This is a genomic window from Prevotella communis, from assembly GCF_022024175.1.
Classification (GTDB): Bacteria; Bacteroidota; Bacteroidia; order Bacteroidales; family Bacteroidaceae; genus Prevotella; species Prevotella communis.
This window is the reverse complement of sequence record NZ_CP091794.1, coordinates 2,458,566-2,476,065: the sequence shown is the minus strand read 5'-3', so window position 1 is coordinate 2,476,065 and position 17,500 is coordinate 2,458,566. Positions and strand designations below refer to the sequence as shown.

Here is a 17,500-nt window from a genome sequence, read left to right as displayed (position 1 = left end):
CTTCTTACTTTGTCAAGTTTGCAATCGTAGCAATCATTGTTGCGATAGAGGCAGTGCTAGAGCCGATACTCAGGATTTCTGGCAGTGACATGCCCTTGCGGCGTGACTTTGTGGGCACCACAATCTGGCAACCTGGGCGAGGCTTGTGCTTGCGGTCTGCGCGTGCCACCATGCCATTCATGTAGATGATAACGGTCATGGATTTCTTGGCTGTTGATGTTGTTCCACCGGCTAAGTTAATATAGTAGTCGGTACTCTTGCCCTCCTTGAAATATACAGTGTTGGGGAATAGTACTTCACCGTTAATTTTTACTGTTCCGTCATAACGGGGCACTACGATACGGTCGCCTTCGCGAAGGATTGGGTCGTCATCGGTTCCTGGGTTCTTCAGAGCTTTATCCAACTCAATACCTACGGGGTAAGTGGTGTTCGTCATCAGCTTCTTCACGTCAATAGAGTCGTTACCCGAGTTGCGCTGGGCGGTGCGTAACATGGTTTCCATCATGTCGCGCTCTTCAGAGGTCATCTGGCGCAACAGTTTGGTACCTTCAGCATAAGCCTGATTGGTCAGTCCGCCTGCCATCTTGATGACTTCGCTCAGTCGCTGTCCCTTGCTTGACAATGCGTAGTTGCCACTAAACTGCACCTCGCCTTCGATGGTGACATTCTGTTGTTCGTTATAGTCGGGAGAACGACGTACATAAACTTCATCGAATGGTTGCAGTGTAAAATCGGGTTGTTCAGAAATCGTGAAGTCAGGATTCAGCTTGAAACTGAAGTTCTGGGCTATCTGGTCGCCAGCCTCCGTAGAGTTGGGGTTGGTAATACGACGTGCTACATCGACTTTTGCCAACGATGCAGCCTCAGTAGGACCACCAGCTTGGATAATCAGGTCTTCAAGTGTCTCGTTCTCAGCATAGCGGTAAACACCAGGATAGGCCACTTCACCATTGATTGTTACCGTTTTCTTCTCGTTGCGTTCCTGACGACTGGCAATGTAAATAACATCCTCGTTCTTCAGGGCAATGTCAGGAGCTGTACCTTCCATAATGGCACGTAAATCCAAACTTATCATCTCAAGTGAACGGTCTGCCTTTATGCGATGCATCACGGCATGCTGTGAGATGGCTTCCTCTGTGACTCCTGCTGCTGCTTCTATGAGTGCTTTGACGGTGTTGATTTCTCCTCCCACTTGATACATGCCAGGACGGAATACGGCGCCGCGTATCTCAACCATATTCTGATATCGATTTAGCGTTGAGTCAATACTGACGCTGTCTTCATCCATTAATTTGAAACTGTTCATGTCAAATTCGCCAATATTGAATACAGAGTAGCCTGCACCGGCTTTACGATTGACGCGGATAGCCTTAGTATAGGCATCACCTGTGAAACCACCAGCATAGCGGAGTAGGGTAGCGGCACTCTCGTTTTCTTTCATCTCGTAGAACATTGGGCGCTTTACCTTACCCGTAATATTCACCAATGTTTCGTAGGGGCTGACGGTAATCACGTCATTGTCTTGCAGACGTACGTCACCACTTAACTTTCCGTTAAGCAGGAAATCATAAACATCAACATTTGAAAGCAATTTCCCTTTGCGATATACTTTAACGTTGCGCAATGTTCCAATTTCATTGGGACCGCCTGCCATGTAAAGTGCATTGTAAACAGTGGCGAAGGCCGACATCGTGTATGTTCCCGGTACTTTCACCTCACCCATCACGCTGATTGTGATTGTGCGTGTTTGTCCTAGGGTTAAATCTATTTGCGAACCCTGATAGCGTGGACCTATGACTTGCTTGAGTTTTGCTTTGGCTTGACTAACGCTGAGCCCGCCCAGCTTGATGACGCCAATTCCTTCTATGGTTATTGTACCATCAGGAGAAACAGACTCTGTGATACTTTCTTGTGAGGCTCCCCAAATATCGACGTTCACTTCATCACCAGGACCAAGTACGTAATTCTGAGGCGTAGCCAGGTTCATGCTACTCTCGAAAGTCAGATTCTTGTTGTTAAATACATCGTGGCCGAATATCTTACGTTTTTCAGGCTTTTGCTCATCCAACTTGTATTTTAGGGAATCTGGCATCATAAAGTCAATGGCCTCGTCCATTTCCACAAAGTCCTTATCGTCGTCATCGTACGTATGGCGTTGAATCTGGTTTGATTTCTTGCCATCCTTAACACGGAATTGTGAGGCGTTTTGCTTGTCTTTCTTTACCTGTTCCTCACGTTTTTCACCGTTGGCTTCGCGCATACGATTCTTTACGGCTTTCGAACCGGCTGTAATATCTTCTGCACCAAGGGCACCGTTTTTGATCTGCTTCTGATACTTCTTCTGGATGCGGCGTAATTGGTCAATGGTGACGCCACGCTGCATCAACTGAGTCACAATCTGTTGGCGCGATACACCCTTGGCGTTCTGCTCAATTACATAATCCATGATTTGGTTGTCAGTCATACTCGACTGCGCAGTCATTGATGTGCAGGTAAGCAGCATCATTCCTAAGAGGAATAGGTATTTTCTCATATCTTGTCTATTGTTTTGGCATAATAATACATTATAATAAACCGATTCACGGCAAAATTATTGCAAAGGTACGAAATATTTTTTTATTCATAGTTCTTATTTCATAATTATTTTATACCTTTGCACCCGCAATACCTGCATTTTGCATGGTTCATAGTCTGGGGTTGACTGGATTTGACGGCAAGATGAAATGGTACGTAAGCACGCGGAGCTGGGCTATGGGAGGCTCCTTAATCTCTTCTGTAGGAAAATTAATTGGCAACAATGAGTATGCTCTCGCTGCCTAATCGAAGTATAGTAGATTACTGGCTTAATTCCCTTACAAGGTGAGGGAACGAGACGTCGCTCCAAGGATCTGGTTCCGAATCCGAGGGCTCAGCGGCGCAGGTTAAATCGGAAATAGTCTGTTGGGCGCCTCGACTGGTAGATGAAATTTTAGGGGATAAGGTTACGATTGGTGGCTTGGGTCTTGTCGTAGCTCGAAAATGAAGGCCAAGATAAGCGTGTAGAAAGCGTATGGTTTCCTTGTGCGGACGAGGGTTCGACTCCCTCCAGCTCCACTTAATAAGAAAAAGCCCTCAAAAAGTGAGGGCTTTTCTTATTTGTCTAATACTTCGTATACTGAGTTGTTTGACTTGTATTCAGGCACAATCTCCTTCATCTTCTTTACCGTTGCCATGTCGTCATATTGCTTGGATATGGCTATCAGGTTATTGATCTCCTTATTGACTTCTTCATAATCGTATTCACGCACTTCGGCAATACGTATCTTTTCGTGGAACGAGGGCTTAGTGCCTTCCAACTCGTTGAGCACTTCCTCGTAAAGCTTCTCGCCAGCACGCAGTCCGGTGTACTCTATTTTTACGTTTTTAGCGCCGCTTAGTGCAATCATGCGTTGAGCCAGGTCTGCAATTTTTACTGGTTGTCCCATGTCAAATACAAAGATTTCGCCACCGTGGCCTTTTGTGCCTGCTTCAAGTACCAACTTACATGCTTCGGGAATCAGCATGAAGAATCGCACAATGCGTGGATCTGTTACTGTGACAGGACCGCCATTCTTGATTTGTTCCCGGAACAGAGGAATCACACTGCCGTTAGATCCCAGTACATTACCAAAGCGGGTGGTGATAAACTGTGTCTTATCCGTAGTCTTGCCAAGGCTCTGTACGTAGATTTCACAGATGCGCTTTGAACATCCCATCACGTTGGTGGGGTTCACGGCCTTATCCGTTGATACCATGACGAACTTCTTGACGCCATACTTTACGCTCAGGTCGGCAATCACCTTCGTACCATATATATTATTCTGTACAGCCTCACTGGGGTTGTTCTCCATCATCGGCACGTGCTTATAGGCGGCAGCATGGAAAACATAGTCGGGTTTGAAGTCGCTGAAAATCTGCTCCATGCGGTCTTCCTTGCAGATACTTGTGACCACAGTCTCAGCCTTCACATCGGGGAATTCTTTCTCCATCATCAGACGGATATCATGCTCAGGCGTCTCGGCCTGGTCTATCAGCATCATCTTGGCAGGCTTGTTGACGGCTACCTGACGCACCATCTCAGAGCCGATGCTGCCTGCAGAACCGGTAATCAACACACGTTTGCCTTTCAGAAGTGCACCTACGGATGCCATATCCACAGTGATTTCCTGACGTGGGAGGAGATCTTCCACAGAGACCTCTTTCAGCTGCATGCTACGGAAGTTATCTTCGTTGAGGTTGTCTTCGTTTGGTTTTAACTCCTTTGCCTGCTGAGCCATATAAATCTTGCAGCCAGCTTTGATAAGCATGTCCTGTATCTGCTGGTTGTTTCTGAAATCGTCAATACGAAGGGGGGATACAAGTACGGCGTCAATATGTTTCTGGGCAATGATGTCTTCCAGATTGTCATTGACATTATAAACTTGCTTACCCATCAGCAACATGTGCTTAGCCTGCTTGTCGTGTGAGATAAAACCCTGAAGGAGATATTTCTTGGGGTTTTGTGAGTTGATGTACTTGGCAAGACCAATACCGCCAGAGAGTGCGCCGTAGATAAGTACTCTCATGGCTCGCTTGTCAGATACCATCACGTCGTATAGGTTTTTAACCATCACACGTCCGGCCCACATCAGCAGGGTAGCCACACAGAATGTGACAACTGTTTCTGTCTGGCTCAGGATGGCAATGCAGCAAACATACTTTTCTGCGATGACAGAGTAGATAAGAGCAATAACCATTGACAGCAAACTGCCATAGCCTACACGCATCAAGTCTACGAAACTTGAGTAACGTACAATTCCGGAGTATGTGCGGAAGACGCGGAAACCAATGATTGCGAATGCCGTATAGATAAGCATGGTGTACAACACCGCAAATCGGAGATCAAATAATACGGCAGTTTTCCTGAAAGTCCAGAAGGTAAAGATACCTGAGAGGAATACAAATAGACTATCTGCGATTAGCACACACCAATAAGGTAAAGTATTCTTGGTGAAGTACCAACTGATTATTTTGTCTAATGGATTTTTCATATTAGCTTAGTATTTTCGGGTGCAAAAGTACATATTTTTTGTAAAATAAAGAAATTTTTGAGTATTATTTTAAACTTTTTCGTCACTATTGCGTCTAACCTGTGATTTCAAACCATATTTTAATCACCATATAATTAAAAACAATTAAAACTATGAAGAAACTTTTTATGATGATTGCAATGCTGGCACTTCCGTTTGCCATGCAGGCACAGACAACATTCCACGACGTCGAAGCAAACGATGCTACTGGAAAAGTGAAGAAGATTGAGAGCAGCCAGATGGGCCGCCAGCAAGTGATTAATTTCTCTCCCGACGGAAAGATGCAGCAGGAGGGTATGAGCGATGCAAAATATGATGCCAATGGCTATCTGCAGTCGGCAAAAATGAATGCACGCGGTATGGATATTGTTGTTACCTATAAGTGGGAAAACGGTAAGGTGAAGAGCCAGAGCATGGACATGGGTGGCCAGGGCTTTTCTATGACTTTTGCCTATAACGACAAGGGCGCTGTTGTCAGTCAGACCATGGATATGGGTGGCCAGGAAATGAAGATGGAATATACCGATATAAAATATGATGCTAAGGGTAACTGGATCAGCCGTAAGACCTCTATGATGGGGCAGGAGATGGAACAGACCCGCACTATCGAATATTACGAATAAAGCCAACCATTCACATTATACATTAAATTTCTTTTTAAAAAAATGGCTATCTTTTATTAAGGTAGCCGTTTTTTTTGTAATTTTGCAGCCGAAAAAACAAAACTTAGCAGTATAAAACTAAACAATATATGTGTGGAATAGTTGGTTATATTGGTAAGCAACAGGCTTATCCAATACTTATTAAGGGACTTCGTCGACTGGAGTATCGTGGTTATGACTCTGCCGGTGTGGCACTGATTAATGATAAATGCGACCTTAATGTTTACAAGACGAAAGGTAAGGTGGACAATTTGACGGAGTATTGCTCTGACAAGGATGTCACGGGCTGTGTAGGTATTGCCCATACGCGCTGGGCTACTCATGGCGAACCTTCGGCTCGTAATGCCCATCCACACTATTCGCAGAGCCATAACCTGGCAATTATCCATAACGGAATTATTGAGAACTATGCCGATATTAAGGCTAAGCTGATAGATAAAGGCGTGGAGTTCAAGAGTGACACGGATACCGAGGTACTGGTGCAGCTCGTAGAGTATATCATGGAGAAAAAGGGCATCACTCTGCTTGAGGCTGTTCAGGTGGCACTCTATCAGGTGATTGGTGCTTATGCCATCGCTATTGTTGATAAGCGCGACCCCAGTCAGATAATTGCTGCCCGTAAGCAGAGTCCACTAGTGGTAGGTATCGGAAAGGATGAGTTTTTCCTAGGGTCTGATGCCAGTCCTATCATTGAATATACGGACAAGGTTGTGTATCTGGAGGATGGTATGATTGCCGTCATCCGTTTGGGTGAGGACTTGAAGGTGATGAGTATCCTCGGTGAGGAGCAGGAACTGCAGGTGAAGAAGGTGGATATTGACCTTGGACAGATAGAGAAAGGCGGCTATGCTCATTTTATGCTGAAGGAAATCTTTGAGCAGCCCGAATGTCTTACTAACTGTATGCGTGGACGTATCAATGTAGATGCCAACCACGTGACACTTTCTGCCCTTATCGATTATCGTCTCCAACTGTTGAAAGCCAAGCGTATTGTCATAGTAGCTTGTGGTACCTCTTGGCATGCAGGTCTTATTGGTAAACAACTGATAGAATCGTTCTGCCGTATTCCATGCGAGGTGGAGTATGCCTCGGAGTTCCGTTATCGTAATCCAGTTGTAACCTCTGATGATGTGGTGATCGCCATCTCACAGAGTGGTGAGACGGCCGATACGCTTGCTGCTATCCAGTTGGCTAAGGAGAAAGGGGCCTTTATCTATGGTATCTGTAATGCCATTGGCTCAAGCATCCCTCGTGCCACCGATACGGGTACATATATCCATGTAGGTCCAGAGATTGGTGTGGCTTCAACGAAGGCTTTCACGGGTCAGGTCACGGTACTCACCATGTTTGCCCTTGCCCTTGGTGAGGCAAAGGGTACTATCAGTCGTGATGAATACCTGAAGGTGGTGGAAGAGTTGAATCGTGTTCCTGAAATTATCAAGGAGGTGCTGAAGACAAATGAGAAAGTGCGTGATCTTGCTCGTACCTTTACATATGCGCACAACTTCCTGTATTTGGGACGCGGCTATTCTTATCCAGTAGCTTTGGAGGGCGCTTTGAAACTGAAGGAGATTTCTTATATACATGCCGAGGGCTATCCTGCTGCAGAGATGAAACATGGACCTATTGCTCTGATTGACTCTGATATGCCTGTTGTGGTCATTGCTACACACAATGCCATGTACGAGAAGGTGCTTTCGAACATTCAGGAGATCAAGGCTCGCCAGGGACGTGTCATTGCACTTGTGTCAAAGGGTGACGATACTATTAGTCGTATAGCTGACGAGGTTATCGAACTGCCTGATGTGCTGGAATGTCTGGAGCCTTTGGTGGCTACCATTCCTCTCCAGCTTTTGGCTTACCATGTGGCCGTCTGCAAGGGTAAGAATGTTGACCAGCCTCGAAATCTGGCAAAGTCGGTTACGGTAGAGTAATTGTTTGAATATGTGATATATTAAAAATGGTGTAACCTGCTGGGTTGCACCATTTTTATATTTTATTCTTGCTTTGCTGGTTAGTCCTGTTTCTCCTTCTCGAAACTCATGTTCTCGTAGAGTTCCTGCGAACCGTCATTGCTTTGGGGTAGGAAGTGGAGTCGTACGCCACGGATGTGCTTCTTGGCGCGGAATTCCTTGGGATCATCTACCTTGTCACTTTCTATCTCGAGTTTCATCATACCCCAGTCTGGCAGACGCACACGATCACCGTCGCGCAGGTGACTGTTCACCACTTCGGCGATGCTGATCAGCACGCCTTTGATGTTGCCTGCGCTGAACCCCGTGCGCAGGGCAGTCTCCTTGATAATCTGTTCGCTCTCTATGGTCTTCTCGTGAACGGCCACTGCCTTGTATTTTCCAAAGTTCTTGAGGGTGGGCTTGGTTTCTTGCTTAATCTTATATTTCATAATGCTTTTCGTATTTTCGTGCAAATTTAGTAAATACTCCTGAGAATGCCAATTATTTCTCGATAATCTTGATTTAAACATCTTCCGACACTCACCCGTTCCATCTCTATCGGTTATAAAGTAAACCCCAGTCTGTTGTTCCTCATTTCTTAACTGTAGAGTAGTAAAGAAATTCTCTAGAGAATTTTGTCCTTACTAAGTGATATAGCATTTGCTACTTAGTTATACAGGAAGAAATTCTCTAGAGAATTTTTTTACTATCATATAGAAGGCAGATTGCAACTCCGTAATTTAGTTCTTGCTTCTAGGTTATACAGTGCTGATTAGTCAATACAAATAGTACCCAGAAATACAAGAGAACTAGAAGAAGATCCCATAGTGATTCCTGATTAGAACGGCTACGTTCCACAACATTCTTGCATAGGTAAGCGTTAAGTGGCAGCTCGTGAGGAAGGAACTGTATGATGGTAAGAAATTACAATAGATTTTGGTGGTTTGAAAAAAACATCGTATATTTGCAGCGCAAAGGGTGGTCTTTGACATATTAGTATAAAGAATACATACATAGTCTGTTATTCGCGTTCCCCCCGACGTTCAGCGTTGTGAATACCTCTCAATTAGTACGAAAGCAATATCATAAACAGTCTGAAGGAGCGGTTCCGCTACTTCATCAAGTTGTGAATACCTCTCAAATTAGTACGAAAGCAATATCATAAACAGTATCCTGGAGTGGTGCGTGCTCTGCCATTGAGTTGTGAATACCTCTCAAATTAGTACGAAAGCAATATCATAAACAGTTTACGTTTTCTATTCCGTTATGCGGCAACAGTTGTGAATACCTCTCAAATTAGTACGAAAGCAATATCATAAACAGTTGGCAGATAGACCATGAGGGTGTGCCCCGTGTTGTGAATACCTCTCAAATTAGTACGAAAGCAATATCATAAACAGTTACTCATCCGTTACCATGTCGTCACTTCAAGTTGTGAATACCTCTCAAATTAGTACGAAAGCAATATCATAAACAGTAAAGTTCCGGCACTTCGTTCATCGAATCCGTTGTGAATACCTCTCAAATTAGTACGAAAGCAATATCATAAACAGTAGATCTGCTGTAAAAGATAGAACCACAGAGATTTATGATTGCAAACAGGAAAACAAAAATGTTTATGATAACAGAGAAATCCCTCGATAGTGAGGGATTTCTTTTATTCTGCATACTCTATATGTCCAATCTTGGTTATCCGAACTTTTACAGCACCCTTTAAATCGTTTATAACACGAATTCTTTTCCACGTCATGTTTTTCAATTTCGCATTATTGTTTTTCGTCGCATCGTACTGATGTCTGAAACGATAGTCTCCTTCCGATATGGCCTGAACCTTGAATAAGTGTGGACTTATCAAAGCATAGTTATCTTTTGCGGTCAGATCTATGTCAGCTGGATTGAAACCTGTGGCCTCGTCGGGGAACACAAAGCAGTCGTTCTGCTGAAGCGAAAACAGGAACCTCCAGCCCTTGTCTGCATTATATGTCATGTCGATGACGGGGTTACCCTGTATGGCGCTGTCAACAGCATCGAAAAATGACACCACAACTTCGTGCAACTCATGCTGCGCATCTTCGTATATCGCAACATGATGGTTGTTGTTTGTTCTGACGTAGTCGGCAGATTGAGTCTTACCATCCTTACCAAGCAGCAGCTCGCCCTTGTTGTCGTGTTTCTTGTGGATGGCTCGGGCATCCTTTAATTTGGTTCTTACGATGACCCGTTTGATGCAGATGCCCTTCTCGCGATTAAACCAGATAGGATTCTTCTCCAGATTGGTGAATGCCTCCTTAGGCTTGTTGCCATACTCGCGAAGTCTTTCTTGCAGAATGCGCTGTACGCCCTTGTCAACGACATCATTTACATTTAAACTCTCGTTCACCTCAATACGTTTGGTGAACACCATCACGCCATTCTCCATGATGCTGCCATAGTAGGTATCATCGTGCAGTTTGCCTCTTGGCGTTAGCTGTATCTGGCGGTTGCCTTCTTTTTTCTTCTTACTCTTCGAGATGTTCAGGTTTGGTGTTACTGCGTTTATTGCTGGTTTTTGATAAACGTTGATTCTCTCCAGCTGTTGTTTGACTTCGGCACGCAACTCTCCCAATGGCATTGGCTCATTGAAGCGCCAGTTGCCCTGCTTGTCGCGATGCAGATTTTTCTGTCGCATCTTCATCAACTGTTCCCGCTTTTCGCCCTCAGCATTCAGACTGTTGAGGTAATTGATGAAAGCAGGCTTGGTGAAGGCAACGGTGATAGCATCCATCGCGTGGTTACGATGGTCGGTACGCTTAGTCCAGGCATCCTCGCTAATCTTGCGAACCGTCTTACCGTCTTTGTCCTCGTAGGTATCAATCAGCTCCAATTTGTCGTATTTGTCCCAAACGAGTTCCTGTAATACATCCACCAATTGCCAGTCGTCGCGCAGACGGCTGGTGATGCTACCCGTAGTGGGCACTACTCTATGAGTGATAGTACCCAGCAGCTCGTAGGCCTTGCGGTTGATGTATTGCGTCAGGCCCAAATCCCTTGTCAGCGGCTCGTCTTGAATGTCGGCAGCCGTGCGCAGCAGGTTCTCCTTCTTGGCTTTGCTGATGGCTTTCTTCTTGAACAGGTCGTTGACTCTGGCTATATACTGCTGGGCTTCAGCCTCGCCATATTTCCACTTTACATAGTCTAAGGCAGTCATATCGCCCTTTTCTTCGTTGATACTCGATAGTTCTACAGTCAGCACAGAGAAAGCGTTGCTGGGGCTTTTGGCTTTGGGTATGATGTGTTCCTTGTCGAACTTACGATGGATGATAAGGTCAACCAAATCGACCTTGGTCTTAGAATAGAGTGTCTTGTAGCCGAGAGGTGCCAACTCCTTATATAATCTGTATTTCAGGATGTCGTTTTCGCTGACGTAGGTTACATGATAGCCTCTTTCGTTCAGCTGGTCGATGAGTTCCTGTCGGCACTTTGCTCGTTCGTTCTTGTTATTCTCTATGTCCTGAGTCATTCGCCTTCGGCTTTCTGCGTTCTTGCTCAGGTCGCGTGCCAGTTCAATGCGTATCTCGTTGAATTGACCATACTCATCGCCATATTCGTCTATCAATCCGTTTACAACCGAAACCATCTGGTTAAGGACTCTTTCTACTAGCGGATTGCGCAGGCTATTATGAGGAATGGGTTGCAAGTAATGGTGCAAAACGCGGCTTTCGTTCTCTTCCTTGGTGATGGAACGCTTGGAGTGATTGTAACCTGCTTTTTCGCAGGCTTCATTATACTGATAACCCTCTTTCAGGAAAGGCAGTAACTTTTGTATGGCTTTGGCGCTGAGGCTGCGATATCCATCGGGGAATTTTACATCGGCAATGATCTTGGCGTATTCATCGTTGTCGAAGCCGAAGAACTCCCTTACACGTTGCACAAGTTTGGCACTGCCAGAGCGTGAATTGTCGCCAGGGAAAGAATAGAGCAGATGCCACAACTTATAGTTAGGCTGCATGTAGATTTCAGGACCTATCACGACTTCGCCATTCAGCGCTTCCGTCTTGTAACCCAAGCCTTCGAATACCTTGCATATAACATCAAGCACATCTTGTGCCTTCATCTTCTTGATATCCAATATGTCGTGACCTGTCATTTCCAATATCTTCAGATATGCGCTCACCAGTCTGGCCTGAGTCTCGTTGCCAATGAGGGTGTCGAAGTTCAGGTCGTAGGTCTTGGTTTGTTTGCCTACAAGCAGTTTGATAGCGGCTGTTTTTGTCAGTTCCTTCCTAATAGACAGTTCTGCGGCCAGCATCTCCTTCTGCTCCAGCGTCAGGGTGTATTGTTCCAGCGTGGTGGTGTTGGTGAGAATGACATCATTCAGTCGCTGCCACATCCTGAATTCTTGGAATAAGGGCGACGATATGGGGCAGACTCTGCTACCTGTTGTTACAAGTTGCTTCTTGCCGTTTTTCTCAACCTCTATCTGATGACTCTCCAGTTCGCAAAAACTCAGGTCCTGTTTCTTGCTCTCTATGGGGCGTTGGAAGAAAATAATCCGGTTCTTGATTTCCTTCTTCAGTTTGCGAGTTAGTTCTGGGTGGAATGCCATCTGTGTCTTCCATATCTGCTCAAACTCATCCTCGTAGTCCTTGCGATAGAATGTCTGGCGCTTGATGCCTTTCAATGGATTGAGAGTCAGTTGGTTCATCAGGTATTGGCCAACGGTCTGATGGTTTTCAACCAACATATTGCTACGTCCTGTTATGGCAGCCAGATAGGCTCCCATATCCTCTATGTCGGTATCAGCTTTGCCCTTACGGCTGCTTTTATATCCGCGTTTCTTGTTAATCATGAGCAGTACCCTTGCCAGCTCGCTTAATGAGATTTCCTCACTTGCAGCCTTTGATCGCAACATGAGGGTTTCGTAGGTGGTTCCCTTGCCGTCTTCACACAGCAGGGTATCGCCGTTGATGAAACCATTCTCGCGCAACAGGGCTATCAGGTCGGCACGTCTTTGTTTGTATCGCTGAAGATTACGATGAGCTCCACGCTTCTGCCGCCTCACCAAATTGGGAGAAACGGTGAGTCCCTTTCTGAACATGTCAATAGGCTTACCCTCTGAAATCTTGCCTTTGGCATTCATATACGCAAAATTGTCAAAATCAACCTTGACGACATTCGAATCAATAATCCTTGATTGTTCGTTGTCGTTCTCTGCTTCTAATATCAGCGCCCAGCCGATACTGGCAATTCCCGGGTCTAATCCTAGTATAAATTTCATAGGGTAGCAGCAATTAAATAATGTCTTGCAAAGATAGTAAAAAGGCGACGTAATGAGATAAAAACAGCGTCGATTTTTAAAAAAATTATAGTTTAGGATATGATTTGGCAATATTTTTCGTCGTTTTCTTTGTTCATTCTAAGAAAAAACGTATCTTTGCATCACTAATTTGAGGTATTCACAATAAGGATTATTCCGTTGTGAACATTAAAGAGAGCCAAAGCTATTTCCTAATAGTGGCGGTTCTTTTTCTTTTGGGGTATTGTTACTCTCTATGTTTTGATAGCACAAATCTGTTCAGACTATCTTTATTTAGTTCTATAAACTCATTTCTGTGTGACTCTATGAATTTAGGGGACATCTTCTGAATTAACTTTGGCAATAGTAATTCAAAGAGCTTTTTGGTTGATCCTATTGTGACTGTCAACAATGTGTTTAATTCGCCTATAAATGCTTTTTTGGTTTTTGCCAGAAGATACTTGTTTGCCTTTGTTCCCTCTATGTATTCATGCATATCATCCGCTGTTAACGGCTTTGTGTGAAGGCTCGACCAAATGATAGTAAGGCTTCCTATGGTAAATCACGAATTTTGAGTATTAAAATATTTAAATTTCTATTATTTCTTATATGTTTATCGCCTGTGACGATGTTTTTGATGTTTAAGGGGGCTACGCCCTTTCTCAATTCATATGTTTCATGCAACAGTTTTTTCTTGTGCAATGCGTTGTTGTCGCATGTACTCATGTCTTGGCTCATAGTCACAGTCGTTCTTGATGACAGAGAATACGATTCTGAGCAGTTTGTTGGCAATATTGATGATAATCACCTGTTGAGGTTTTCCAGCTAATGCCATGCGCTGTTTGTATTCAACCATGTCCACGTTGAAGCGTGATGCGACCTGTGCAGCCTGTGTGAGATATGTTCGTACTATACTGTTGGACTTGTGTCCTATATAGTCGCGTTTGTGCACGGTCGTTCCGGAGTCCTCGTAGAATGGCGCTATACCGCAGTAACTTGCAAACTTCTTATATGATGTTATGCCAATGAAGTTATTCGTATAGATGAGGATGGCCGCTGTGCTGACCAGTCCTATGCCTGTGATGGATATGATATGACTGAAATTGGCAGCAATCGTGGGACTTGTTGACATCAGTTCACGCATTTTTACCTCACAGTTCTCTATTCGCTCTGTTATCTCTTTTATGAGTTTCTGGCTGTCCTTGTACATGAATTTGAGTTGTTCGCAGTTCTCGGCAATCTGTTTCAATTCGTTTGATCTAACGACCAGTTGCTTGCGCATCTCCACCAGCTGCCTGCGATAGAGAAGCAGGTGTCGCAGATTCAGAATCTCAACGTTTTTTGGCGTATAAGGGCGTGTTTTGTCCTGGTTGCGCCATGCATACTCAGCAATGAGCAGCGAGTCCCTGCGGTCGTCCTTGCCGTGGTCTCTGCGAATCTTTGCAATCTCCGCCGCATGTTCACGCCAGATAATCATCTGTTTGGATGTAATGTAGTCACACAATGCGATGTCGTATCCGCCTGTTGTCTCACAGCAGAATGTCCATTCGGACGTATCTATGCCTGCAGCTGCCTTACGCACCATAGCGACCATTTTACGGAAGCCTGAAGGTCTGTTGTCGAACTTGCCATAGACTTGGAGTGAGGGCTTGTCACCAGTCATTGACGGGATAATCACGCTTGCATCTATAGTTTTTTTCGAAACATCGATGCCAATAAAGATTTTTTTCATACCTTTGTGTCTGAATTATTATTCTCAGGACGTGATTAACTATCTTCTGCCTAGGGCTATCACCTTACTCAGGCTCCGAGCCTATCTTCCTATTAAGCCTTCGCAGATAGAACCCAGAGGGACTATAACTGAAATTAGACTCATGGTCTGGCTAGCTCACTAGATTACCCACTGGAGGTTAATCCGTCCTTCCTACAACAAAGGTACGAATTAACTTTTGTTCATCATTCATCCTTCGATGATAATTTTTCTGCAAAGGTAAGGCTAGCTCAATCGATGATTTCACTCGAGTGACGTTTTGGGGGTATTGAGACGTAACATTTCCGTTTTTTGCATACTATATTGATAGAAAAGTATTACTTTTGCAAAACGAAAAGAATGTTATGAAACAGGATCAGATTGTAATCTATCAGACAGAGGATGGGCAGACACAGATTGATGTCCGTCTAGAGAATGAGACAGTATGGTTGACACAGGCTCAGATGGTTGAATTGTTTCAAACTACGAAACAAAATGTAAGCCTTCACCTTAATAACTTATATAAGGAAGGTGAACTTGAAAAAAAGGGAACAGTCAAGGAATACTTGACAGTTCAACAAGAGGGCAAAAGAAAGGTTTCTCGTAGAGTGAAATGTTACGACCTTGATGTCATCATCTCTGTTGGTTATCGCGTTCATAGTAAACGCGGTACTGCTTTCCGCATTTGGGCTCGAAAGATTATCAAAGACTATCTGATAAAAGGCTACGTCGTAAACGAGCGCATCCGCAAGGAGCAGCTTGGTGAGTTGCGACAGTTGGTGCAGGTGGCCAGTCGTGCCATTAGCAATCAGAAGGTGGAGAAGACGGTTGAGAATCAGGACCTGCTGAATGTGGTGGTAGATTATACTTACGCCCTTGATACACTCGACAACTATGACTATGAACGTCTGACTATCGATAAAACTACAAGTCAGGAGAAGTTTCATGCCACTTATGATAATGCGATGGAGGAGATACAAATAAGCGAGCAAAATACAAAAGGAAAGCTTGCTTTTCTTTTAAAAAGAATTGCTCCGTTTGTCTGGTTTCCAGAATTAATTCGTATCTTTGCGCCGTCATATGAAAAAGATTATTATAGCCATCGACTCCCTGAAGGGGTGTCTGACATCTACTGAAGCCAACAGGGCTGCAGCGGATGGCTTTGCCTTGTCTATGCCTGAGGCAGAGGTCGTCAGTATTCCCGTAAGTGATGGCGGCGAGGGCTGGCTGGAGGCATTCAAGGGTGTCCTTGGCGGAGAGGTAGTAGACGTGAACGTGAAGGATCCAATGATGCGGACCATCATGGCGCAGTATCTGGTGAAAGACGATACAGCGGTGATAGAAATAGCGAAGGCCAGCGGACTGACACTGCTCACGGCAGAGGAACGTAATCCTATGGTGGCAACGAGCTATGGCACAGGCCAGCTGGTGGTGGATGCTGTAAGGCGCGGATGCAGGCATATTATCGTGGGGCTCGGTGGCAGCGCTACCAGCGATTGTGGTATCGGGATGCTACGGGCTATTATCGATGCCTTCGCCCGTCATGGCAGTTGGGATGATGTCAGGGAACTGAGTCATGTACATTTCACGATTGCTACTGACGTGACCAATCCGCTTTGCGGTGAGAAGGGCGCTGCACATGTGTTCGCGCCTCAAAAGGGAGCAACACAGGAACAGGTGCTTGCCCTCGATGCGCGAGCCCGTCGTTTTGCGGAAGTCTCATCCAGACACATGGGCTACGACCGCCAGGATATGCCAGGAGCCGGTGCGGCGGGCGGCTTGGGCTATGCTTTCCTGCAATATATGAATGCTGAATGCCGTTCGGGTATTGACCTGTTGCTTGACAGCGTCCACTTCGATACTTTATTACAAGATGCCTCGCTGGTCATTACGGGCGAGGGCTCTGCTGATCGTCAGACGCTGATGGGTAAACTGCCCTTCGGCATCTTGCAGCGAGCAAAGAAACACCATGTACCCACCTGGCTGATAGCTGGTCGCATTAGTGATCGTGAGGCGTTGCTCGATGCAGGTTTTGAACGTGTAGAATGCATCAATCCGCCTGACGTACCGCTTGACGAGGCCGTGAAGCCCGAAACCGCCAAGCGACATATTTATGAACTCTTTTTAGGTGGGATTATATCTGACTGAATAGGAACTGCTGGCTTTGGTACTCCCAGCGAACGATGCCAAAGCGGATAAGACGGGCCAGCAGAGCAATGACTTTAGGACGGGACAATCGTGAGGAGCGTACTATCTGGTTCAGTGTGCGCTGTCCCTCAATGGCATTGAGCAATTGTCTCACTGTGTCGTTGTATGTCATGATAGCCCCCTGAGGCTTTTGCTGTTCGCGCCAAAGAGCCAGATGAACAGGCGAGGCAACGATGTTCTCGTCGGCAATGCGGATATAGGCACGCCTGCTACCTTCTTCATCCAAAGCACAGATAGGACGGTTGGGGGAGGGCGGAACGGTGGCAATGACAATGGTCCTGCCCTCTACATGATAGGTATCAAACTTGATGCTCGCCTCGGGCTTGCAGTATTTGTAAGCCGCCTGATGCATCATGTAGATCTCCTCCTCGCTTCGTACCCCCGAGAGATGTCCGTCGTCGCGCACGCCAATCAGCAGGCGACCGCCATCGGTATTGGCAAAAGCCGATACCGTTTTCGCCAGTTTGCAGGCATCGGCAACGCGATATTTGAAGTCTTGCTGCTGGTGTTCGCCTTCGCGAATGAGGCTGAGAAGATAATGCTTGTCATCCATACGGGGTGCA

The 17,500-nt window shown here is 45.4% G+C and carries 10 protein-coding genes and 1 other RNA gene; 5 read left to right on the top strand and 6 right to left on the bottom strand.

Annotation, left to right across the window (positions count from 1 at the left end):
- Positions 1 to 4: 4 nt before the first annotated feature.
- Entirely contained in the window at positions 5 to 2,533 is a 2,529-nt protein-coding gene (locus L6466_RS10080; RefSeq protein WP_237795554.1) for an SLBB domain-containing protein, read from the bottom strand.
- A 160-nt stretch (positions 2,534 to 2,693) separates the two neighbouring features.
- Between L6466_RS10080 and ssrA the strand changes: the two genes are divergently transcribed.
- Positions 2,694 to 3,096: a transfer-messenger RNA gene (gene ssrA / locus L6466_RS10075) on the top strand.
- Between the two features lie 35 nt (positions 3,097 to 3,131).
- Here the strand turns inward: ssrA and L6466_RS10070 are convergent.
- Positions 3,132 to 5,048, bottom strand: a complete 1,917-nt coding sequence (locus L6466_RS10070; RefSeq protein ID WP_237795557.1) for a polysaccharide biosynthesis protein — start codon at positions 5,046 to 5,048, stop codon at positions 3,132 to 3,134.
- Between the two features lie 152 nt (positions 5,049 to 5,200).
- Between L6466_RS10070 and L6466_RS10065 the strand changes: the two genes are divergently transcribed.
- Together L6466_RS10065 and glmS are read left to right on the top strand one after the other, a co-directional pair.
- Positions 5,201 to 5,710 (top strand): hypothetical protein, encoded by a 510-nt coding sequence (locus L6466_RS10065; RefSeq protein ID WP_237795559.1) that lies wholly within the window; start codon positions 5,201 to 5,203, stop codon positions 5,708 to 5,710.
- Between the two features lie 128 nt (positions 5,711 to 5,838).
- On the top strand, positions 5,839 to 7,683 hold the full coding sequence (gene glmS / locus L6466_RS10060) for a glutamine--fructose-6-phosphate transaminase (isomerizing) (protein WP_237803006.1): 1,845 nt from the start codon (positions 5,839 to 5,841) through the stop codon (positions 7,681 to 7,683).
- Between the two features lie 80 nt (positions 7,684 to 7,763).
- Here glmS and L6466_RS10055 read toward each other — a convergent pair whose 3' ends face one another.
- From L6466_RS10055 to L6466_RS10045, 3 genes are all read right to left on the bottom strand, one after another.
- Positions 7,764 to 8,153 carry an HU family DNA-binding protein gene (locus L6466_RS10055; protein WP_237795563.1) on the bottom strand — a complete coding sequence of 130 codons (390 nt, stop codon included), beginning with the start codon at positions 8,151 to 8,153 and terminating at the stop codon, positions 7,764 to 7,766.
- Between the two features lie 1,208 nt (positions 8,154 to 9,361).
- On the bottom strand, positions 9,362 to 12,961 hold the full coding sequence (gene cas9 / locus L6466_RS10050) for a type II CRISPR RNA-guided endonuclease Cas9 (protein WP_237803007.1): 3,600 nt from the start codon (positions 12,959 to 12,961) through the stop codon (positions 9,362 to 9,364).
- Between the two features lie 694 nt (positions 12,962 to 13,655).
- Positions 13,656 to 14,711: an IS110 family RNA-guided transposase gene (locus tag L6466_RS10045; RefSeq protein WP_091817140.1), complete on the bottom strand. Its 1,056-nt coding sequence runs from the start codon at positions 14,709 to 14,711 to the stop codon at positions 13,656 to 13,658.
- Between the two features lie 383 nt (positions 14,712 to 15,094).
- Here L6466_RS10045 and L6466_RS10040 point away from each other — a divergent pair, with 383 nt between their 5' ends.
- Positions 15,095 to 15,865 carry a virulence RhuM family protein gene (locus L6466_RS10040; protein WP_348535156.1) on the top strand — a complete coding sequence of 257 codons (771 nt, stop codon included), beginning with the start codon at positions 15,095 to 15,097 and terminating at the stop codon, positions 15,863 to 15,865.
- Positions 15,810 to 16,877 carry a glycerate kinase family protein gene (locus L6466_RS10035; protein ID WP_237803008.1) on the top strand — a complete coding sequence of 356 codons (1,068 nt, stop codon included), beginning with the start codon at positions 15,810 to 15,812 and terminating at the stop codon, positions 16,875 to 16,877. Before L6466_RS10040 ends, L6466_RS10035 begins: the two co-directional genes overlap by 56 nt.
- Here the strand turns inward: L6466_RS10035 and L6466_RS10030 are convergent.
- Complete coding sequence (locus L6466_RS10030) at positions 16,864 to 17,490, bottom strand: AlbA family DNA-binding domain-containing protein (RefSeq protein WP_237803009.1); 627 nt, start codon at positions 17,488 to 17,490, stop codon at positions 16,864 to 16,866. The two genes, L6466_RS10035 and L6466_RS10030, sit on opposite strands and share 14 nt — an antisense overlap.
- Between the last annotated feature and the right edge of the window lie 10 nt (positions 17,491 to 17,500).

Excerpts from the sequence above, each read along its gene's own strand:
- L6466_RS10040 (WP_348535156.1), top strand. The coding sequence starts at position 15,095 with ATGAAACAGGATCAGATTGTAATCTATCAGACAGAGGATGGGCAGACA.
- L6466_RS10035 (WP_237803008.1), top strand. The coding sequence starts at position 15,810 with ATGAAAAAGATTATTATAGCCATCGACTCCCTGAAGGGGTGTCTGACA.
- L6466_RS10055 (WP_237795563.1), bottom strand. The coding sequence starts at position 8,153 with ATGAAATATAAGATTAAGCAAGAAACCAAGCCCACCCTCAAGAACTTT.
- L6466_RS10045 (WP_091817140.1), bottom strand. The coding sequence starts at position 14,711 with ATGAAAAAAATCTTTATTGGCATCGATGTTTCGAAAAAAACTATAGAT.
- L6466_RS10070 (WP_237795557.1), bottom strand. The coding sequence starts at position 5,048 with ATGAAAAATCCATTAGACAAAATAATCAGTTGGTACTTCACCAAGAAT.
- L6466_RS10065 (WP_237795559.1), top strand. The coding sequence starts at position 5,201 with ATGAAGAAACTTTTTATGATGATTGCAATGCTGGCACTTCCGTTTGCC.
- L6466_RS10030 (WP_237803009.1), bottom strand. The coding sequence starts at position 17,490 with ATGGATGACAAGCATTATCTTCTCAGCCTCATTCGCGAAGGCGAACAC.
- cas9 (WP_237803007.1), bottom strand. The coding sequence starts at position 12,961 with ATGAAATTTATACTAGGATTAGACCCGGGAATTGCCAGTATCGGCTGG.
- glmS (WP_237803006.1), top strand. The coding sequence starts at position 5,839 with ATGTGTGGAATAGTTGGTTATATTGGTAAGCAACAGGCTTATCCAATA.
- L6466_RS10080 (WP_237795554.1), bottom strand. The coding sequence starts at position 2,533 with ATGAGAAAATACCTATTCCTCTTAGGAATGATGCTGCTTACCTGCACA.